Annotated in this window: 16 protein-coding genes; 11 read left to right on the top strand and 5 right to left on the bottom strand. The window is 42.9% G+C overall.

Annotated features, from left to right (window positions below; translation table 11 throughout):
* Positions 1–92: 92 nt before the first annotated feature.
* Entirely contained in the window at positions 93–1,538 is a 1,446-nt protein-coding gene (locus CUU64_RS01200; RefSeq protein WP_101631449.1) for a phospholipase D family protein, read from the bottom strand.
* Positions 1,539–1,763: 225 nt separating this feature from the next.
* Between CUU64_RS01200 and CUU64_RS01195 the strand changes: the two genes are divergently transcribed.
* The 3 genes from CUU64_RS01195 (at position 1,764) to CUU64_RS01180 (ending at position 3,673) form a co-directional block, all read left to right on the top strand.
* Complete coding sequence (locus tag CUU64_RS01195; protein WP_101631448.1) at positions 1,764–2,444, top strand: uracil-DNA glycosylase; 681 nt, start codon at positions 1,764–1,766, stop codon at positions 2,442–2,444.
* A gap of 474 nt (positions 2,445–2,918) precedes the next feature.
* Positions 2,919–3,236 (top strand): YwdI family protein, encoded by a 318-nt coding sequence (locus CUU64_RS01185; RefSeq protein WP_101631446.1) that lies wholly within the window; start codon positions 2,919–2,921, stop codon positions 3,234–3,236.
* A gap of 68 nt (positions 3,237–3,304) precedes the next feature.
* Positions 3,305–3,673 (top strand): DUF423 domain-containing protein, encoded by a 369-nt coding sequence (locus CUU64_RS01180; protein ID WP_101631445.1) that lies wholly within the window; start codon positions 3,305–3,307, stop codon positions 3,671–3,673.
* Between the two features lie 72 nt (positions 3,674–3,745).
* On the opposite strand, the gene gerQ is transcribed toward CUU64_RS01180, so the two are convergent.
* Both gerQ and hemQ read right to left on the bottom strand, forming a co-directional pair.
* Positions 3,746–4,255, bottom strand: a complete 510-nt coding sequence (gene gerQ / locus CUU64_RS22415; RefSeq protein ID WP_257985346.1) for a spore coat protein GerQ — start codon at positions 4,253–4,255, stop codon at positions 3,746–3,748.
* 186 nt (positions 4,256–4,441) lie between these two features.
* On the bottom strand, positions 4,442–5,185 hold the full coding sequence (gene hemQ, locus CUU64_RS01170) for a hydrogen peroxide-dependent heme synthase (RefSeq protein ID WP_101631444.1): 744 nt from the start codon (positions 5,183–5,185) through the stop codon (positions 4,442–4,444).
* A gap of 414 nt (positions 5,186–5,599) precedes the next feature.
* On the opposite strand from hemQ, the gene pta reads away from it, so the two are divergent.
* Both pta and lipL read left to right on the top strand, forming a co-directional pair.
* Positions 5,600–6,577 (top strand): phosphate acetyltransferase, encoded by a 978-nt coding sequence (pta, locus tag CUU64_RS01165; protein WP_101631443.1) that lies wholly within the window; start codon positions 5,600–5,602, stop codon positions 6,575–6,577.
* Positions 6,578–6,710: 133 nt separating this feature from the next.
* Positions 6,711–7,550, top strand: a complete 840-nt coding sequence (lipL, locus tag CUU64_RS01160; RefSeq protein WP_101631442.1) for an octanoyl-[GcvH]:protein N-octanoyltransferase — start codon at positions 6,711–6,713, stop codon at positions 7,548–7,550.
* Positions 7,551–7,789: 239 nt separating this feature from the next.
* Here the strand turns inward: lipL and CUU64_RS01155 are convergent, their stop codons facing one another.
* Positions 7,790–8,554, bottom strand: a complete 765-nt coding sequence (locus tag CUU64_RS01155) for an RsfA family transcriptional regulator (protein WP_101631441.1) — start codon at positions 8,552–8,554, stop codon at positions 7,790–7,792.
* Between the two features lie 332 nt (positions 8,555–8,886).
* On the opposite strand from CUU64_RS01155, the gene CUU64_RS01150 reads away from it, so the two are divergent.
* The 5 genes from CUU64_RS01150 to CUU64_RS01130 all read left to right on the top strand — a co-directional run bounded on the left by CUU64_RS01150 (position 8,887) and on the right by CUU64_RS01130 (position 12,802).
* Positions 8,887–9,108, top strand: coding sequence for a YuzB family protein (locus tag CUU64_RS01150; protein WP_101631440.1), 222 nt, complete (start codon positions 8,887–8,889; stop codon positions 9,106–9,108).
* A gap of 335 nt (positions 9,109–9,443) precedes the next feature.
* The gene (locus CUU64_RS01145; RefSeq protein ID WP_101631439.1) at positions 9,444–10,748 is read left to right on the top strand and encodes an HD domain-containing protein; all 1,305 of its coding nucleotides are present in this window, start codon (positions 9,444–9,446) and stop codon (positions 10,746–10,748) included.
* Between the two features lie 48 nt (positions 10,749–10,796).
* Positions 10,797–11,306 (top strand): YwgA family protein, encoded by a 510-nt coding sequence (locus tag CUU64_RS01140; RefSeq protein WP_101631438.1) that lies wholly within the window; start codon positions 10,797–10,799, stop codon positions 11,304–11,306.
* A 276-nt stretch (positions 11,307–11,582) separates the two neighbouring features.
* Positions 11,583–12,245 (top strand): site-2 protease family protein, encoded by a 663-nt coding sequence (locus tag CUU64_RS01135; RefSeq protein ID WP_101631437.1) that lies wholly within the window; start codon positions 11,583–11,585, stop codon positions 12,243–12,245.
* A 35-nt stretch (positions 12,246–12,280) separates the two neighbouring features.
* On the top strand, positions 12,281–12,802 hold the full coding sequence (locus CUU64_RS01130; protein ID WP_101631436.1) for a YwhD family protein: 522 nt from the start codon (positions 12,281–12,283) through the stop codon (positions 12,800–12,802).
* A gap of 186 nt (positions 12,803–12,988) precedes the next feature.
* Here the strand turns inward: CUU64_RS01130 and CUU64_RS01125 are convergent, their stop codons facing one another.
* The gene (locus tag CUU64_RS01125; protein ID WP_101631435.1) at positions 12,989–15,058 is read right to left on the bottom strand and encodes a transglycosylase domain-containing protein; all 2,070 of its coding nucleotides are present in this window, start codon (positions 15,056–15,058) and stop codon (positions 12,989–12,991) included.
* A gap of 281 nt (positions 15,059–15,339) precedes the next feature.
* Between CUU64_RS01125 and speE the strand changes: the two genes are divergently transcribed.
* Positions 15,340–16,167: a spermidine synthase gene (gene speE / locus CUU64_RS01120; protein ID WP_101631434.1), complete on the top strand. Its 828-nt coding sequence runs from the start codon at positions 15,340–15,342 to the stop codon at positions 16,165–16,167.
* Positions 16,168–16,205 lie beyond the last annotated feature (38 nt).

Here is a 16,205-nt window from a genome sequence, read left to right as displayed (position 1 = left end):
TTTTAGAATGGTTTGACAGCTATGTTTTTTATATAGCCTCTATCACTCGAAGCAAAACATCATTTTTTAACGTTTTACTAGTTTCGAGTTCGTTAATAGGTTGTAAAACGGAAGACTTTCTGTACCCGATAGAGTGCGTATTTCAAGGCAGGAAGTTTGTCCTGATATTCTCGATACTCCGCTGTATATGTGCCATCCTTGTTCGTCCAAATGCGGGTAAAATATGCTTCTACCTCCTTAGCAAACTTCGATGAGCGGGGAGCATGGATTTTAACATTAGCTTCGAGGTTATAATCGTCCAGATTTCGCTCGGTATAATTAGCAGAACCGCCTATGACAATATCTTTTCCGGGCTTTTGAACGAGCATCAGTTTTGTATGAAATTGTTCTTTTTCGGTTTTGTACCAACGGATCTTAATGTTTTCCTCGCCCAATTTCTCCATTTCGGCGGCTACTGGTAAATTGGGAAGACCTATTTTTTCTGCGCCGAATGCATTTTGGTTCGGGTCAAGGACCATATTGATTTTCACACCCCGCCGTGCAGCCTTTGTTATTTCATTCACGACACCTCGGTCTGCAATGTAAAACATGCCAAGCCAAATATGATCTCCTTTTTTTGTTTCACGGATGGCGTTCAGAACATGCTTGTATATTTTTCCTTCCGTAACAAGCTGGACTGTTAGCGGGCCTTTTGGCTCTGCTTTGTCTGTATACAATGGAAACTTGTCCGGCCCTTTGGAAAATTTGCCGACGGCTTCTTCAGCATCCACTAATTCCCCGATGATATTGCCATCCATTTGAAAAGCAATATTAGAGTGGTAACCGCTCGCATCATGTGGATTGGCTGACGATACAAGAGCCGTTTTTTCAGTTGCTAAGACCTTTCTGTGGTTAGCTTTGACATTGAAAAGACGCAGGTAAGAACGTAGAGTAACTTCAGGGGCATTTGCCGCCATTGGGTTACGGATCCAACCATAACCGCCTTCACCAAACCATTGAAAAAATGTTCGGTACACACCCGAGTAAAGCGGATTAGAATCTCTCAGCCGGTCCAGGTTTGTAATCACGACGTCGACCCCGCTTTTTTTTAATTGTTGGATTTCCTTTGATTTATAAGAGTTGTAAGACGTATTAATTTCATCCGTTATGAAAATGACTGTTAAGTTGGGCTTCTTTTTCTTCTGGGCGATGATTTTATTAGTCAAGGTTTTACTTATTTTCGGAAATGCTATTTTTTCATCATAGTAGCCGTTAAAAAGGAACATATCGATGACAATGAATTGATCTGCTTCCTCGATTGCTTTGTAAATCGCGTTAAAAATATTCCGTTCATGTACCATCTTTCCTTTTTCATTTTTATAGGAAAGGTCATATAAGAATTGGATATCTTGGGCCTGATGTATCTTTCCTTCATAGGAAACACCTTCAGGCAATGATTTATACTGATTGTAGACTATTACGATAGCTATTATGATGAATAGAAGGGCCGGTATATAAATGCGTTTTCTTGTAAGCCATTTTTTCTTTTCTGCTTCCATGGTAAAACCCCCTAAACTGGATTGGACCTTTCCCTTTATATAGCCAAATATGCAGGAGCAAGAAACCCGGCAAGACAGCACTAATTTTCAAGAAAAGGAAGGTGCATCCTTTTTAGAAAAATTTGTGTAAACAGAAGAACAGAGAGGTATATACCAATATCAGAAAAAAAGTGAATATCTCGTATAATAGTTATATGAGAGTTAGAAGAGGGGAGCAGCCCAAACATGACGAAGGAAATCTTGCATAATGACTGGCAGCCGTTGTTGGCTGATGAATTTACAAAGGATTATTATAAAAGCCTTCGTGACTTCCTAAAAGAAGAATACAGCAGGCATACCATCTATCCGGCAGCTGATGATATTTTTAATGCCCTGCATTTTACGCCTTACGGAAAAGTGAAGGTGGTCATATTGGGACAGGATCCTTATCATGGACCGAACCAAGCTCATGGACTGAGTTTTTCTGTTAAGCCCGGTGTAGCGTTACCGCCATCATTAAAAAACATATTTAAGGAGCTTCATGAAGATCTTGGCTGCACGATTCCGGATAATGGTTATTTAGTAGAATGGGCCGAGCAGGGGGTGCTGCTACTGAATACGGTCCTAACAGTGCGTGCGGGAGAAGCCCATTCACACCGCAGAAAAGGGTGGGAAACCTTTACGGATAAAATCATCAATTGTTTAAGTGAGAGGAAGGAACCAATGGTGTTCGTGTTGTGGGGAAAGCCTGCACAAAGCAAAATTCCATTAATCGATACAAATCGGCACCATATTCTTACTTCTGCCCATCCAAGCCCTCTTTCGGCACGGAGAGGTTTTTTTGGGAGCAGGCCTTTCTCACAAATCAATTCCTGCTTGAAGGATTGGGGAGAAAAGGAGATCGATTGGCAGATTTCCAATATGTAAAGTTATGAAACAACAAAAATGTTCCACATGAAACATTTTTGTTGTTAAATTATGAACTTAGCGGGGAAAGCAGAAGTGAATAAAAAAATAAATTGCATGACGTGTAAGCATTTTTTCGTTACTTGGGATAGGAATTTCCCTAGAGGGTGCAAGGCTTTTCAATTTAAGACCGCCGTTCTGCCTTCACAGGAGGTGCTCCGTGCATCAGGCCGGCAGTGCATGAAGTATGAGAAAAAAGAGTTGCAAAACCCTTAAGGGCATTCTATGAGTTTTAACTTTGTATGCTTTATATACTTAGATCTGGCGTCAAGCCTTTACAGTGGTGAAACAACAGATAATTGACCATAGATTTAGAGCTACAATATCCAGCCGGTATAAGCTCGATTTTTAACTGTACTTTGTTTCATAGCGATTTTTTTGATAAGCTATTGAATAGGGTGTTTTTTGTAAGTGAAACTCTAATGAGGTGTGAGAGTGGATATTTCATCAAAAAAAGTCATAGAGAAAATGGAAGAGTTGGTACATAAGGCAAAAAATACGGAATCTCATGATAAGCTGCTTGGGTATGTAACTGCGGTCCAGGCGTTATGTGATATTTTGCTTGAGGAAAAGGAGGCAGCCGGATCTTATTCGACGGTCAGCTTCTCGTCAAGCACGCAGTCTCCTGCATCTAGCCAACGGGCCTTTTCACAGAGGCCGCCTATTGCCGCACAGCCTGCAATTTCAGCGGTGCCGCAATCAAAGCCGGTGAAGATGGATGATGCGAACGGTGATTCAATTTTTGACTTTTAAGCAGTCTTTTGCGGTTGCCTTCCCGCCAGCTATTCATGGTTATACATATACAGAGAGGAGTGTTTAATTTGAAGCTGTTCATTATATTGGGGGCTATAAATGCTTTTTTTGCGGTTGCCTTAGGTGCATTCGGCGCCCATGGGCTTGAGGGGCGGATTCCAGATAAATATTTGGAAACATGGAAGACAGGGGTTACCTATCAAATGTTCCATGCAGCCGGATTATTGGTGGTTGGCCTTCTATCAGGCAAAATGGCTGGGCAACTTTTGACATGGTCAGGATGGTTGATGTTTATTGGCATTCTATTATTCTCGGGAAGCCTTTATGTATTGAGTGTAACCCAAATAAAGGTGCTGGGTGCGATAACTCCTTTAGGAGGCGTATCCTTCCTTGCAGCATGGGTGTTAATGATACTTGCCGTAAACAAGTATTTGTAAAAAAAGGATGGCTTTTTAGGAATTGTTCCCGATCCCTAAGCCATCCTCTCTTTTTATTGGTTATTTTTGCTTCTATCTTGGGGGATAAGAGGCCATGCCGCCTCCGCCACCGTAAGGGTATTCATACTCAATTTCTTCTTCAAAAGTTACATAATCAATAGAAACCATAGTGAGCAGGTAACGCATGCCGGTTTGCGGGTCGCTAAGGATTAGATGGTCCCGTCCCGCCGCTTCGATAATGCCTTTGAATACCTTGGAGTTCCATTCCCTGCTTCCTTCAAATGTTGTATAAACGGTAGCTAATTTGCCTCTATTAAGACGCAGGATGTTTTCAATATACGACTCTTCCGCGGGGAGCATGCCTGCTCCAGCTTGTGCGCTTGGCGGTGCGGCTTGCGAGCCGGGCGCTGCCTGGGCGCCTTGGCCCTGCTGGTAGCCTGCAGGTGTTCCAGGATAACCTGCTGGGTACTGATTGTACTGTTGCCGGTCGTTACTCAATGCAGGATTCACACTAGCATAAGGATAATAGGGTGCATTGTACCCGTAGCTTCCATATGGATTCTGTTTGTTTTGCTGACTCATCAACTTCCCTCCAACTCATTTGTAGTGGTAGCAGGAATCCTCCTGCCCGTTTGGGATCAAATCACTTCTTTGCACTATTTCATATGTATGGTTCGTGTATGTGATTTATACCAATGAGGAGGGAAGAATTACACCGGGGAGAAAGAGGTATTTAAAAAAGCCCCCGTGTTGGCGGGAGCTTCTATATTATACGTGAAGATAAGATGAGATGCGTTCTTGAGGTAAAATATTCCCAACGAAGAAGGAGCCGAATTCTCCATAGCGTGCACTCACTTCGTCGAAGCGCATTTCGTAAACAAGCTTCTTGAACTGTAGGACATCGTCCGCAAACAAGGTTACGCCCCATTCATAGTCGTCAAATCCCACTGAGCCTGTAATGATTTGCTTAACCTTTCCGGCGTATTGGCGTCCGATCATACCGTGCGACCTCATTAAGCTGCGGCGATCTTCCATCGGCAGCATGTACCAATTATCCTCGCCCTGCCGGCGCTTGTCCATTGGATAAAAGCAAACATGCTTTGTTGTTGGAAGAATTGGATACAAGCGTGCCTGGATTTGTGGATTTTGGTACGGATCCTCGCCAGCTGGCAGATAATTGCTCAGTTCGACAACTGAAACATAAGAATGGGCAGGAACCAAGTATTCCGCAAGCTTGGATTTATTGAATTCCATTTCGATGCCATTTAGTTCTTCCATTGTAGGGCGAACAAACATCAGCATAAAGTCAGCCTTTTGTCCAACGATTGAATAAAGGGCATGGCTGCCTTCTTTTTCGCTCTGTGTTTTATTCCATTTGTCCAATAAACCGTTAAATTCTGAGATAGCCGCCTGGCGCTCATCGCTTGACAACGCTTTCCAGCTTGTCCAGTCAATAAGGCGGAAATCGTGGAGGCAATACCAGCCATCAAGAGTTTGTGCTGCTTCACTCATTGTGATCACTCCTATATATATACATTTATCCATTACTATACCATAGTTTTTTAGAAAGACTATTTCCTTACGTTTGAATATATCTTTTGTTCAATAAATGTTCACACTTTTCCAGCATATCCCGGGTGTGAATATTTAAACATAATAAATGGAGAGAATGCCATACTAAAGATGGGGTTTAACGAAACGGAACAAAGGAAAACAGTAAAAGAATCAAGCTCAAAATGCTGTTGTTTTCAGAATAAAAAAACATCGCTACTGAAAACGGTAACAATTCGCTTGCCAATAGAAAACTTTAGGATGAACAGGTATCCTAATAGGGAGATCAAAGATTTGGCAGAATAAGAGCATATTATCTCAGGTTTGCCATGAGGTTTGGAATGGATTTTGAAAAGCAAGAAGGAGGCACTTTACATGAGTGATTTATTTGAATCGTTAAAAACGAAAATTAAAGGTAACAATTTGCGGATCGTTTTTCCTGAGGGATTGGATGAGCGTATCCTGACAGCCGCTGGCAGGCTGGCGGAGGAACGGCTTATAGTGCCAATTTTAATCGGGAATATTGAACAAGTGCAGGAAAAGGCAAGCTCGCTAGGTGTTTCCCTTGAAGGGGCGGAAATCTATGACCCTAATAACTATATCATGATGGATGAGCTTGCAGCTTCATTCGTAGAACGACGGAAGGGGAAGGCTACTGAAGAAGATGCCCGCAGGATCCTGCTTGATGAAAATTACTTCGGCACGATGCTTGTGCATACCAATAAAGCGAACGGCCTTGTCAGCGGCGCGGCCCACTCTACGGCTGACACTGTACGTCCTGCACTGCAAATCATTAAGACAAAGGAAGGCGTGCGTAAAACCTCAGGCGTGTTTATCATGGTTCGTGAGGATGAAAAATATGTGTTTGCCGACTGTGCCATTAATATCGCCCCTGACAGCACAGACCTTGCCGAAATAGCAGTAGAAAGTGCACGCACCGCTCAAATGTTCGACATTGAACCACGTGTAGCCATGCTAAGCTTCTCTACGAAAGGGTCTGCTAAATCACCAGAAACTGAACGGGTTGCCCAAGCCGTGGAAGAAGCGAGAAAAATGGACCCTATGTTGATTTTGGACGGAGAATTCCAGTTTGATGCTGCATTTGTTCCTTCCGTTGCCGAAAAAAAAGCTCCGGATTCTATCATCCAGGGAAATGCGAATGTATTTATTTTCCCAAGTCTTGAAGCCGGAAATATCGGCTACAAAATAGCGCAGCGCCTAGGAAACTTTGAGGCCGTAGGTCCAATCCTGCAGGGACTGAAGCGTCCTGTAAATGATTTATCCCGTGGCTGCAATGCAGAAGATGTATACAAGCTGGCTTTAATCACTGCTGCTCAGGCACTCCAGCAATAACACTATGCTGCCTCGCTCTTTAGCAAGGCAGTTTTTTGTACTTTCAATCTGCTCATCCCAATCTCCAGGACTGCCAGCAATCCTATATGGTATAATGAAATGATGGATTTTGTTACGAAGGACGAGAATATAAATGCATGATATAAATTCTTTATTAATACAGCCGCAGTGGCGAATCATTGATCAATCAACGCTTGGGACCCAGTTTCAAGCCTTGCAGTCTTTTGCAATGGATGATACGCTTTGCACCTCAGTCGGAAACGGCATTTCTCCTGCTGTAGCCCGGGCGTGGGTACATCACCACACGGTAGTGCTTGGCATCCAGGACAGCAAACTTCCTTTGCTTGAAAAAGGCATTTCTCTGCTGGAAAAAAAGGGATACCGCGCCATCATGAGAAATTCAGGTGGACTTGCAGTTGTCCTAGATGAAGGGGTGTTAAATCTTTCTTTAGTGTTCCCGGAAACGGTGGGAAGAATTGATATAAACCGAGGATATGATGCGATGTGGGAATTGGTCAGGCTTATGTTTGCTGATTTGCCTGTTGAAATCGAAGCCGGGGAAATTATCGGATCCTATTGCCCGGGGAGCTACGACCTTAGCATTGGCGGAAAAAAATTCGCTGGTATCTCACAAAGGAGAATTCGAGGTGGCGTAGCCGTTCAAATATATTTGTGTGTGTCAGGAAGTGGATCAGAAAGGGCTGAGCTCGTAAAAGAATTTTACAGGGCAGCCAGAGGCCAGGTTGACACTAAATTTTCGTATCCTGATATCCAGCCTGGAGTAATGGCTTCTTTATCGGAATTAATTAATATGCCGCTTACGATAGAGGCTACCATGCTCCGCTTCTTACAAACCCTTAAAAAAGTGGGCGGAAACATACAGGCCGGCCAATTGTCTCCGGAAGAGCTTCTACTCTACGAGTCTTATTATGAAAGAGTTGTGGAGAGGAACCAAAAGGCGATTAGACAATAAAACTGCTACCGTGGGAAAATTAAAAAAATCTGTTACGTCCGTGAGATCGGGTTAACAGATTTTTTTTTCGTAAGAGTATACTTGTCGAAAGAGAAATACCCCTATGTTCTTGTTTTGTAGTTCACAAATCGTCGAATTTCTATGAACAGAAGGCTTTTCGCCATATTTATGTTCTCAGCCGAACTTAGGATTATATCGGCCGAATCTGGGAATATATCGGCCGGGGGACTGACCCCCTCTTATTCGGCTAATTTCTCCAAATTCCCATTGCGGTCCATTTTAAATTTAGTAGCCGGGCGCTCATCTTCCTCTAGCAGAACCAATTTTCTTGCCCGATTCATAATTTTCATCAGTGTCTCGTAATCTTCCTGAATCATGCCTGTATTTTCTTCCAAATAAGCAACCTTTTTCTCAAGATCTAAGTTCATCTTTTTTAGGTCCGCGATTTCCAGCTTCAATCTTTCGTTCTCTGATTTTAACACTTCGGCGTGCAGGCTGCTGTTATTCATAGTTTGCAGAAAGCTTATCACCATATCAAGGGTGAGATTGCTTGTTGGATTGGGTGTTGTGTATACCGGTTCCGGCAAAGCTGGGACTTCCAGCGGTTCAGGTATATGGACAATTGCAGTTTCGTACTCATATTCAGTTGCAAATTCTGTGTCAACGGGAGCTTCTGGCTCAACTATTTGCTGTGGTGTAACGCTAATATCCTGTATGGTCGGGGATGGCGGTGTGTAAAGGAGTTTTTTCTTGCCGCCCTGGTCCTTCCCTAAAATTCTTTGGCGCTGTTTTCGTTGTTTTTTAGCCAGCTGGAGAGCTTTTTCATAATTATGGCGCACGACCGCATTCCAGCGAAAGCCGCATGCAGCTGATGTGCGGTTCAGCCTGTCCCCAACCTCCTCAAACGCATTTAACTGTGTGCTGCCTTCACGGACATGCCGCAGTACAGTCTCTGCCAAAAGTAAATCATCTTCCTCTGTCCAAGCGTCTTGACGGACTTTCATGATACCTACTCCCTTTCTTAACATTTAAAAATTCATAGCTTAGTAAGTGGGTTGGCCCAACAATACATTTGTTGGTTTTGATAGGGGTATTGCCGGGTAAGCTAAGTGTTCTAGTTACATCATGGACACGTTGGGGCCTTTTTATACAAAAAAGTTAAAAGGATAATAGTTTTTTCTAAGAGAAACAGATAGGGATGATTTGCCGCTCATTTTGCCATGGATCAGCCCTTGAAATTCAATGTCCGAAAATGTAAAATACCCTTTGGTGCTTTCGATTCAGGCGATGGATCCATTGTTTATCATAAAGAAAAGAAAGGTTGGTGACTGTCTGAATGGCAAATGAATTCAGGGTTTGTGACGACTGTCAGGCAACGAATATAAATACGCTGGTCCCTCGGTTGGAAAAGCTGGATCCTGACGCTGTAATAGATATTGGCTGCCAATCCTATTGCGGGCCAGGGAGGAAGAAATCGTTCGCGTTTGTGAATAACCGTCCAGTTGCAGCTCCTACGGAAAATGAGTTGATTGAGAAGATTGATAAAAAACTTAAATAATTGAGAAGATTAATAAATAGCTTAATCACCGGCATCTAGTTTGCAAGGTGATTTTTATTTTCATGTATCATGCAGAAAAATTTTAATCGGCAAAAATAGTTGTTTTTTGTTGATTTTACTTATATATTTCTTAGTTTCGATTCTTCCCATCCTGTGTCGATATATGATTTTTTTCAGGAAACAAGCTATAATAAAAGCTAGAAACCTTCGATTAGGCTCACAAGATGTGGGTCATGTAGCTGAAGACATGAGGATGTGGCGCTCTTAGCCTGTGGTCCGAATCCAACAGATTAAGAGTTGGCCATTTTGATTTTTTAATAAAAAGAGGGTAGTCCATGGGATATTCCACTGAGAAACTTAGTGAAGAAAAAGTATTTAAAGACCCGGTCCACCGCTATGTTCATGTACGGGACAAGGTGATCTGGGATTTAATAGGGACCAGGGAATTTCAGCGATTGCGGCGTATCCGCCAGCTGGGGACCACTTTTTTGACCTTTCATGGTGCGGAGCATAGCAGGCTGAACCATTCGCTCGGTGTGTATGAAATTGTCCGCCGGATTATCGATGACGTTTTTGCCAGCAGGCCTGAATGGGATAGTCAGGAACGGCTGCTTTCCTTATGCGCGGCGCTGCTCCATGATCTAGGGCATGGTCCTTTCTCACATTCTTTCGAAAAGGTGTTCGACTTGGACCATGAGCATTTTACCCGTCAGATTATTTTGGGAGATACAGAAGTAAACCGAGTCCTTCGCAAGGTTGATACACTTTTCCCGAAGAAAGTGGCTGAAGTGATCGCCAAAACCTACGAAAACAAACTGGTGGTCAGCCTTATTTCAAGTCAGATTGATGCGGATCGCATGGACTATTTACAAAGGGATGCCTATTTCACTGGCGTTAGCTATGGCCACTTTGATATGGAACGGATCTTGCGGGTCATGAGGCCCCGCGAGGACCAGGTAGTCATTAAACATAGCGGGATGCATGCCGTTGAGGATTACATAATGAGCCGCTATCAAATGTACTGGCAGGTTTATTTTCATCCGGTTACCCGTAGTGCAGAGGTGATCCTGACAAAAATATTGCACCGTGCCAAGCGCTTATACGAATCCGGTTATCAGTTTAAGCACGATCCGCATCATTTTTACTCGCTTTTCCAGGGAGATGTCACGCTTGCTGATTATTTAAAAATGGATGAATCGGTGATGCTCTATTATTTTCAGACTTGGGAAGAAGAGGATGACTCAATTCTGAGCGATCTCTGTGATCGGTTCGTCAACCGCAACTTGTTTAAATATACGGAGTTTCATCCTTCCAATGATCAGATGAATAAATTGGTGGAACTCAACAGCCTATTTAAGAAGGCAGGGATTGATCCGGAATATTATCTTGTGGTGGATTCATCATCCGATTTGCCTTATGATTTTTACCGCCCGGGTGAAGAAGAAGAACGTCTTCCAATCCATTTGCTTAAGAATAGTGGCGATATCCGCGAATTGTCTCGGGAATCCGAAATCGTAGATGCGATATCGGGCAAAAGAAGAACGGACCACAAGCTATATTTCCCTGAAGATCTCTTGCGTGAGGGAACATCGAAAAAAAATATTAAAAGACAGATCCGCAAGCTTTTGGAGCTTGAATAGAGAAGAGAAGTTCCTTATAGGAAGAAATTGGGTGAGGAGTGACAAGCTTTGTTTAAGGATCATGCAAAAATTATTAATGCCATATCAGCTGCTGGCGAGATTGCTGGGAGAAAAAAGCTGCAGAAGATTATTTATATCGCCAAGAAGCTATCCTTCCCTTTCCAGGAAAAGTTTACCTTCCATTTTTATGGGCCATATTCTGAGGAGCTGACGCTTCGCATTGAGGAACTATGCAATATGGGATATCTGAATGAAGTAAAGGAGAAAAAGGCGGGCTACTACCAGTATTGCTATTCAATCACCGGTGCCGGAGCAGATTTTTTATCTATGCATAATTTGGACATGCCTGCATTAAAAAACTGCTTGTTGGATATGAATGGGCAAAACGCTCGCTTTTTAGAGCTCGTATCGACAGTGCTTTATTTTGATACACTGGAAAAAGCAGAAGTAGCGGAAAAGATTTTTACATTAAAAAGTAAACAGAAATACACAAATGAAGAAATAGATGAAGCCTATGAGTATATCAATAAGCTACGGGAGAAAGCAAAGGCTCATTGACCCAATATACAGCAATAAAAAACGCTTGGGAAACCTACCATTTCCAAGCGTTTTTATGTGGTGGGAGAAACTAAGCGATCTGCTATGGATATTATGTCGCTTATTGGTCTCTCAAGCGTTTTCCGGCCACGGCAGGAATAAGGTTACAGAACGGTAACATAGTATGTGAGTATTTTGATGGCGGCGGATATACGCAGGTTCAGAAGTAGCATCTGTTTTAACTTCTATTGAATTTTCCTGTATACTATCGGTAATAAGAGATTGGGGAGAAGAACAATGGAGGATTTTTTCGGTCAATTTTTAGCCTATGAATTGGAAGAAATTCCATATGTGGTAGCGGTGTTGCTGATTGCATTTACAATACATGAATTTTCCCATGCCTATGTAGCATATAAATTTGGCGACCCTACTGCAAAGGACCAAGGACGTGTCACATTAAATCCGATTAGCCATATTGACCCGTTGGGAACATTGCTGCTACTCATTGCCGGATTTGGATGGGCCAGGCCTGTACCGGTAAATCGATTTAACTTTAAACGTCCCAGGCTTGCCGGCGTCCTTGTATCTTTCGCAGGACCGCTCAGTAATTTGATTATTGCGGCCATAGGGTTTATCATTTGGTACAGTCTTATTGGAACCGGGCTTGATACCAATGGGCCTGTATACACCTTTTTTAATATGCTGATTCAGATTAACATCGTACTTTTTGTTTTTAATATGCTGCCTTTACCTCCGCTTGATGGGTATCATATCCTGCAGGATTTGGCACCGACACATATTCGGGCAAAGATGATTCAATTTGAATCATACGGCGCGCTGATCTTTTTGATCATAGTGATTACACCGTTGGACCAATATACCATCCAGCCGATTTTCCAGGTTGTGTTGCCAATGGTCATACATGGAATGAATAACTTTTTTGCTGGGTTATTCATGTAAAGGTTACCCTTTGAACTTAAAAGGAGGAAAAAGTGATGGAAGATAAGCCAAAACAAAAGTTGGGTTTCAATATTATTAAAAATGATCCCACAGAAGGCCACGGCGGATTTGGCGCTGGTGTATTAACGCTCGACAATATTTCTCCAGTCATCATAGATGTGGAAGCAGGGGAGGCGACTGTGGATGTCGGAGCCATGCATGCCAGAAGTTCGGTCGAGAAAGGAATCAAATTTCTAAAAAGTAAAGAAGAAGTCCCTAACGGCAAGCCATATTGGCTTGTATGGGTGACGATTGAGACAACGCAGAAGGGTCCTCTTTATGCCGGTGTAACCGCATGTGAGATGACGGTCGACCGATCAATCAGAAGGGGATATAAATCATTGCCGGAGCATGTGAACCGGATGGATAAATCACTGAAGCGCCATATTATCGTCGAGCATATGGATGATAAGTCAAAGGCGATCCTTGCTGAATTTTTAAAGAATCATAACGGTGATATGTGGACCAATTCATCGGAAGAATTGAAAAAGGGGCTCTCGGTTGACTCCGGAAAATAACTGCAATCTCGTGCATGCATTCATGATGTAAAAGTTAGTTGTCGAAATTTTCAAGAATATAGCTTGTGCATTTCTTATAAAATAAGTAAACTATTTACAACGTGCAATACTGTAAAACCAGGACATGAAAAACCTCGAGATTGTGTATTCTCGAGGTTTTTCGTTTCTGCTAAAGGGGGAGTGTAATCATTGTCCCCAAAAGTTAAACAGCCGTTTGTACCACGTTTGCTTTTCCGGTTTCTTTTCTGTTTTCTTATGCGGTTCCCCTTGAGGTAAATGCTCGGTGCAGAACTCTGTAGGTTCCGTTCCCTTTACAAAATAAGTCATCCTCTTGACCGGGCAATTCTCGGTGGCAAGCTTTCCGTTAACTGGATTAATATACACACCCACCACATTGGCAGATTCCTTGAATTTTTTAACTGGCTCGTCTTTTAAGCTTTGTTCCATGAATTGGGCCCAAATTTTTTTAGCATAGGTTTTTTCGGCTGGTACTGTGATTTTTTGAGGATTATCGTAGCCTGTCCAAACGCCGGTAACTAGTTCTGGCGTGTATCCAATCATCCAACTGTCGGTTTCGGTCGTTCCAGATTTTCCGGCGTATTCCCTGGTCAGCTGTGGGATGATCGAGTTTCCGGTCACTTTTGTGTACCCGTTTAGCTTAGGGTCAAAGATGCCGGTTAGCATCTCGTTCATCACAAATGCCTGGTCAGGGTCGAGGATTTGCTGCCTTTCTGTCTGATGCTCGAAAATTACTTCACCTCTATGGTTTTCGACCTTCTTTATGAAAATGGGTTTTACCCCGGCCCCCCCATTTGCAAACAGATTATATGCATTAACCAGTTCGATAACCCGGACACCTGATGTTCCAAGGGCAAGGGACGGGACTTCGGGCATTTTTGTGGTGATGCCAAAGCGGCGGGCCGTATCCCTTAAGGCTTTTTCACCTAGGAACATATGCGTTTTAACCGCAAAAACATTATCTGACAAAGCAAGAGCCTGTGACATTGTAATCTCCGAATCTGCATACTGATGATTAAAATTATGCGGCGTATAGGATGAATTCCCATCATCATATTGAAAAGTAGTCAATTCGCTCCTTAAGGTTGTAGCGGGTGTAAACCCATTTTCCAGAGCTGCATAGTAAAGCAGCGGTTTAATGGTTGATCCAGGTTGTCGAATGGCCTGGATAGCCCGGTTATAGGGAGTTTTTGCATAATCCCTTCCGCCGACCATGGCTTTGACCTCACCTGTTCTAGGGTCCATGGACACGAGTGCCGTCTGAATATTTGATGTTTGTTCAATTACATTGTTTACCGTTTTTTCGGCAATCTCCTGTGCTTTGATGTCCAGAGTGGTATATACTTTTAGTCCGCCCAGACTAATCGTTCGGTCATCCAAATGCAACTGAGACTTTAACGCCTGTGTGACGGCATCCTGAAAATATGGGGCTATTTTTCTTTCCGCGGTTTTATGCCCCCGGTTGAAAACTAATGGGTATCTGATTTCCTTTTCGGCTATTCCCTTTGTAATCTTCGCTTCGTGCTTCATAGCCTGCAGCACAACTTCTTGGCGCCTTTTCGCATTATCCATATGTAAAAAAGGAGAATAACTGGACGGCCCTTTCGGAATGCCTGCTAGCATGCTTGCTTCTGCAAGTGTTAGATCCTTTGCGTCCTTACCATAATAATACTGGCTGGCTGCCTGTATTCCGTACGCACCATGCCCATAATAAATGGTATTTAAATAACCCTCCAGTATCTCTTTCTTTGTATAATTGGTTTCCAGCCGGATGGTATAAAACGCTTCGTTCAATTTTCGGCTCCATGTTTTATCATGGCCGAGATAAAGATTCCTGGCGTACTGCTGGGTAATTGTACTGGCTCCCTGTACTTTTGCCATGGCTTTTATATCAGCAAGGAGTGCACCGGCTATCCGCTTTATGTCAAAACCATGATGATTGTAAAACCCGCGGTCCTCAACTGCAATAGTGGCATCAATTAAAGCCGGGGAAATACCCTCTAGGTCCACCCAGTACCTTTTTTGCCCGTTATCACTTTCCCCGATAATTTCCCCATCCCCGCTGTAAAAAAGGGTGGATTGCGGAACAGCCAATGGAGGGGCGCCCAACGCCTTTGCAAATAAAATCAGGGAGGCGAACAATAAGGATAGCGTTAATGCGGCTAAACCGGTAATGATGATCGTTGCCCGGATAAATTTTGTAGCTCTTGTAAACCGCTTGCTCGCAATCAATTCCACCGTTGACACCTCTTTCCCCAAAAAGATAATATTATCCAGTATGAAAACAAACCCAATCTTTTAAACATTGCCTATGAAAAAAGTGAAAAAACTTCTTGATTTTTTATGTGGTTCGACTATACTTTTTCTAGTTAAATGCGATGTCGGGGATATTTAGTACCTTTGTCGCTTTCTTACTTTTTTCACTAACTACAGAAGTTTGTAATTTATTTGTTGGGGAACGTTATTAATGATGAATTGGTTAATCAGAGGATAACGCTAGAAAGAAAGGAAGCGATGGAATGGGTATTTGGTTTACGGAAAAGCAGACTGACAATTTTGGGATCACGATGAAAGTAAACCGGACTTTACATACAGAACAAACAGATTTTCAAAAGCTAGATATGATTGAAACGGAAGAATGGGGCAATATGCTGCTTCTTGATGATATGGTCATGACCTCGAAACGGGATGAATTCGTCTATCACGAGATGGTGGCCCATGTGCCATTGTTTACCCATCCAAATCCTGAAAACGTGCTGGTTGTTGGCGGTGGTGACGGCGGTGTCATAAGGGAAGTACTGAAGCACCCTAGCGTCAAAAAAGCGACCTTGGTAGATATCGATGGAAAGGTCATAGAGTATTCAAAGAAATTTTTGCCTGAAATCGCAGGTAAACTGGATGATCCACGTGTGGATGTACAGGTGGACGATGGATTCATGCATATCGCCAAAAGCGAAAATGAATATGACGTTATCATGGTAGATTCAACAGAACCGGTTGGCCCCGCCGTGAACCTATTCACAAGAGGCTTCTATGCAGGCATTGCGAAAGCGTTAAAGGAAGAAGGCATTTTTGTCGCACAAACCGACAATCCATGGTTTAAAGCCGACCTGATCACCGAAGTGCAGCGGGATGTAAAAGAAATCTTTGCAATTACTAGGCTATACTTGGCAAATATTCCGACATACCCAAGCGGCCTATGGACTTTCACAATCGGATCAAAAAAACATGACCCTCTAGAAGTCAGCGAAGAGCGCTTTCATGACATTGAAACAAAATACTATACCAAAGAACTGCACAAAGCAGCGTTTGTACTGCCAAAATTCGTGCAGGACCTAATTAAATAAGGAAGGGGGTCAGTCCCCCATTGCGTTAATGCGTTAAT

Origin of the sequence: Bacillus sp. V5-8f, from assembly GCF_002863565.1 — a bacterium.
Taxonomy (GTDB): domain Bacteria; phylum Bacillota; class Bacilli; order Bacillales; family DSM-1321; genus Peribacillus.
This window is presented reverse-complemented; position numbering and strand designations above follow the sequence as displayed.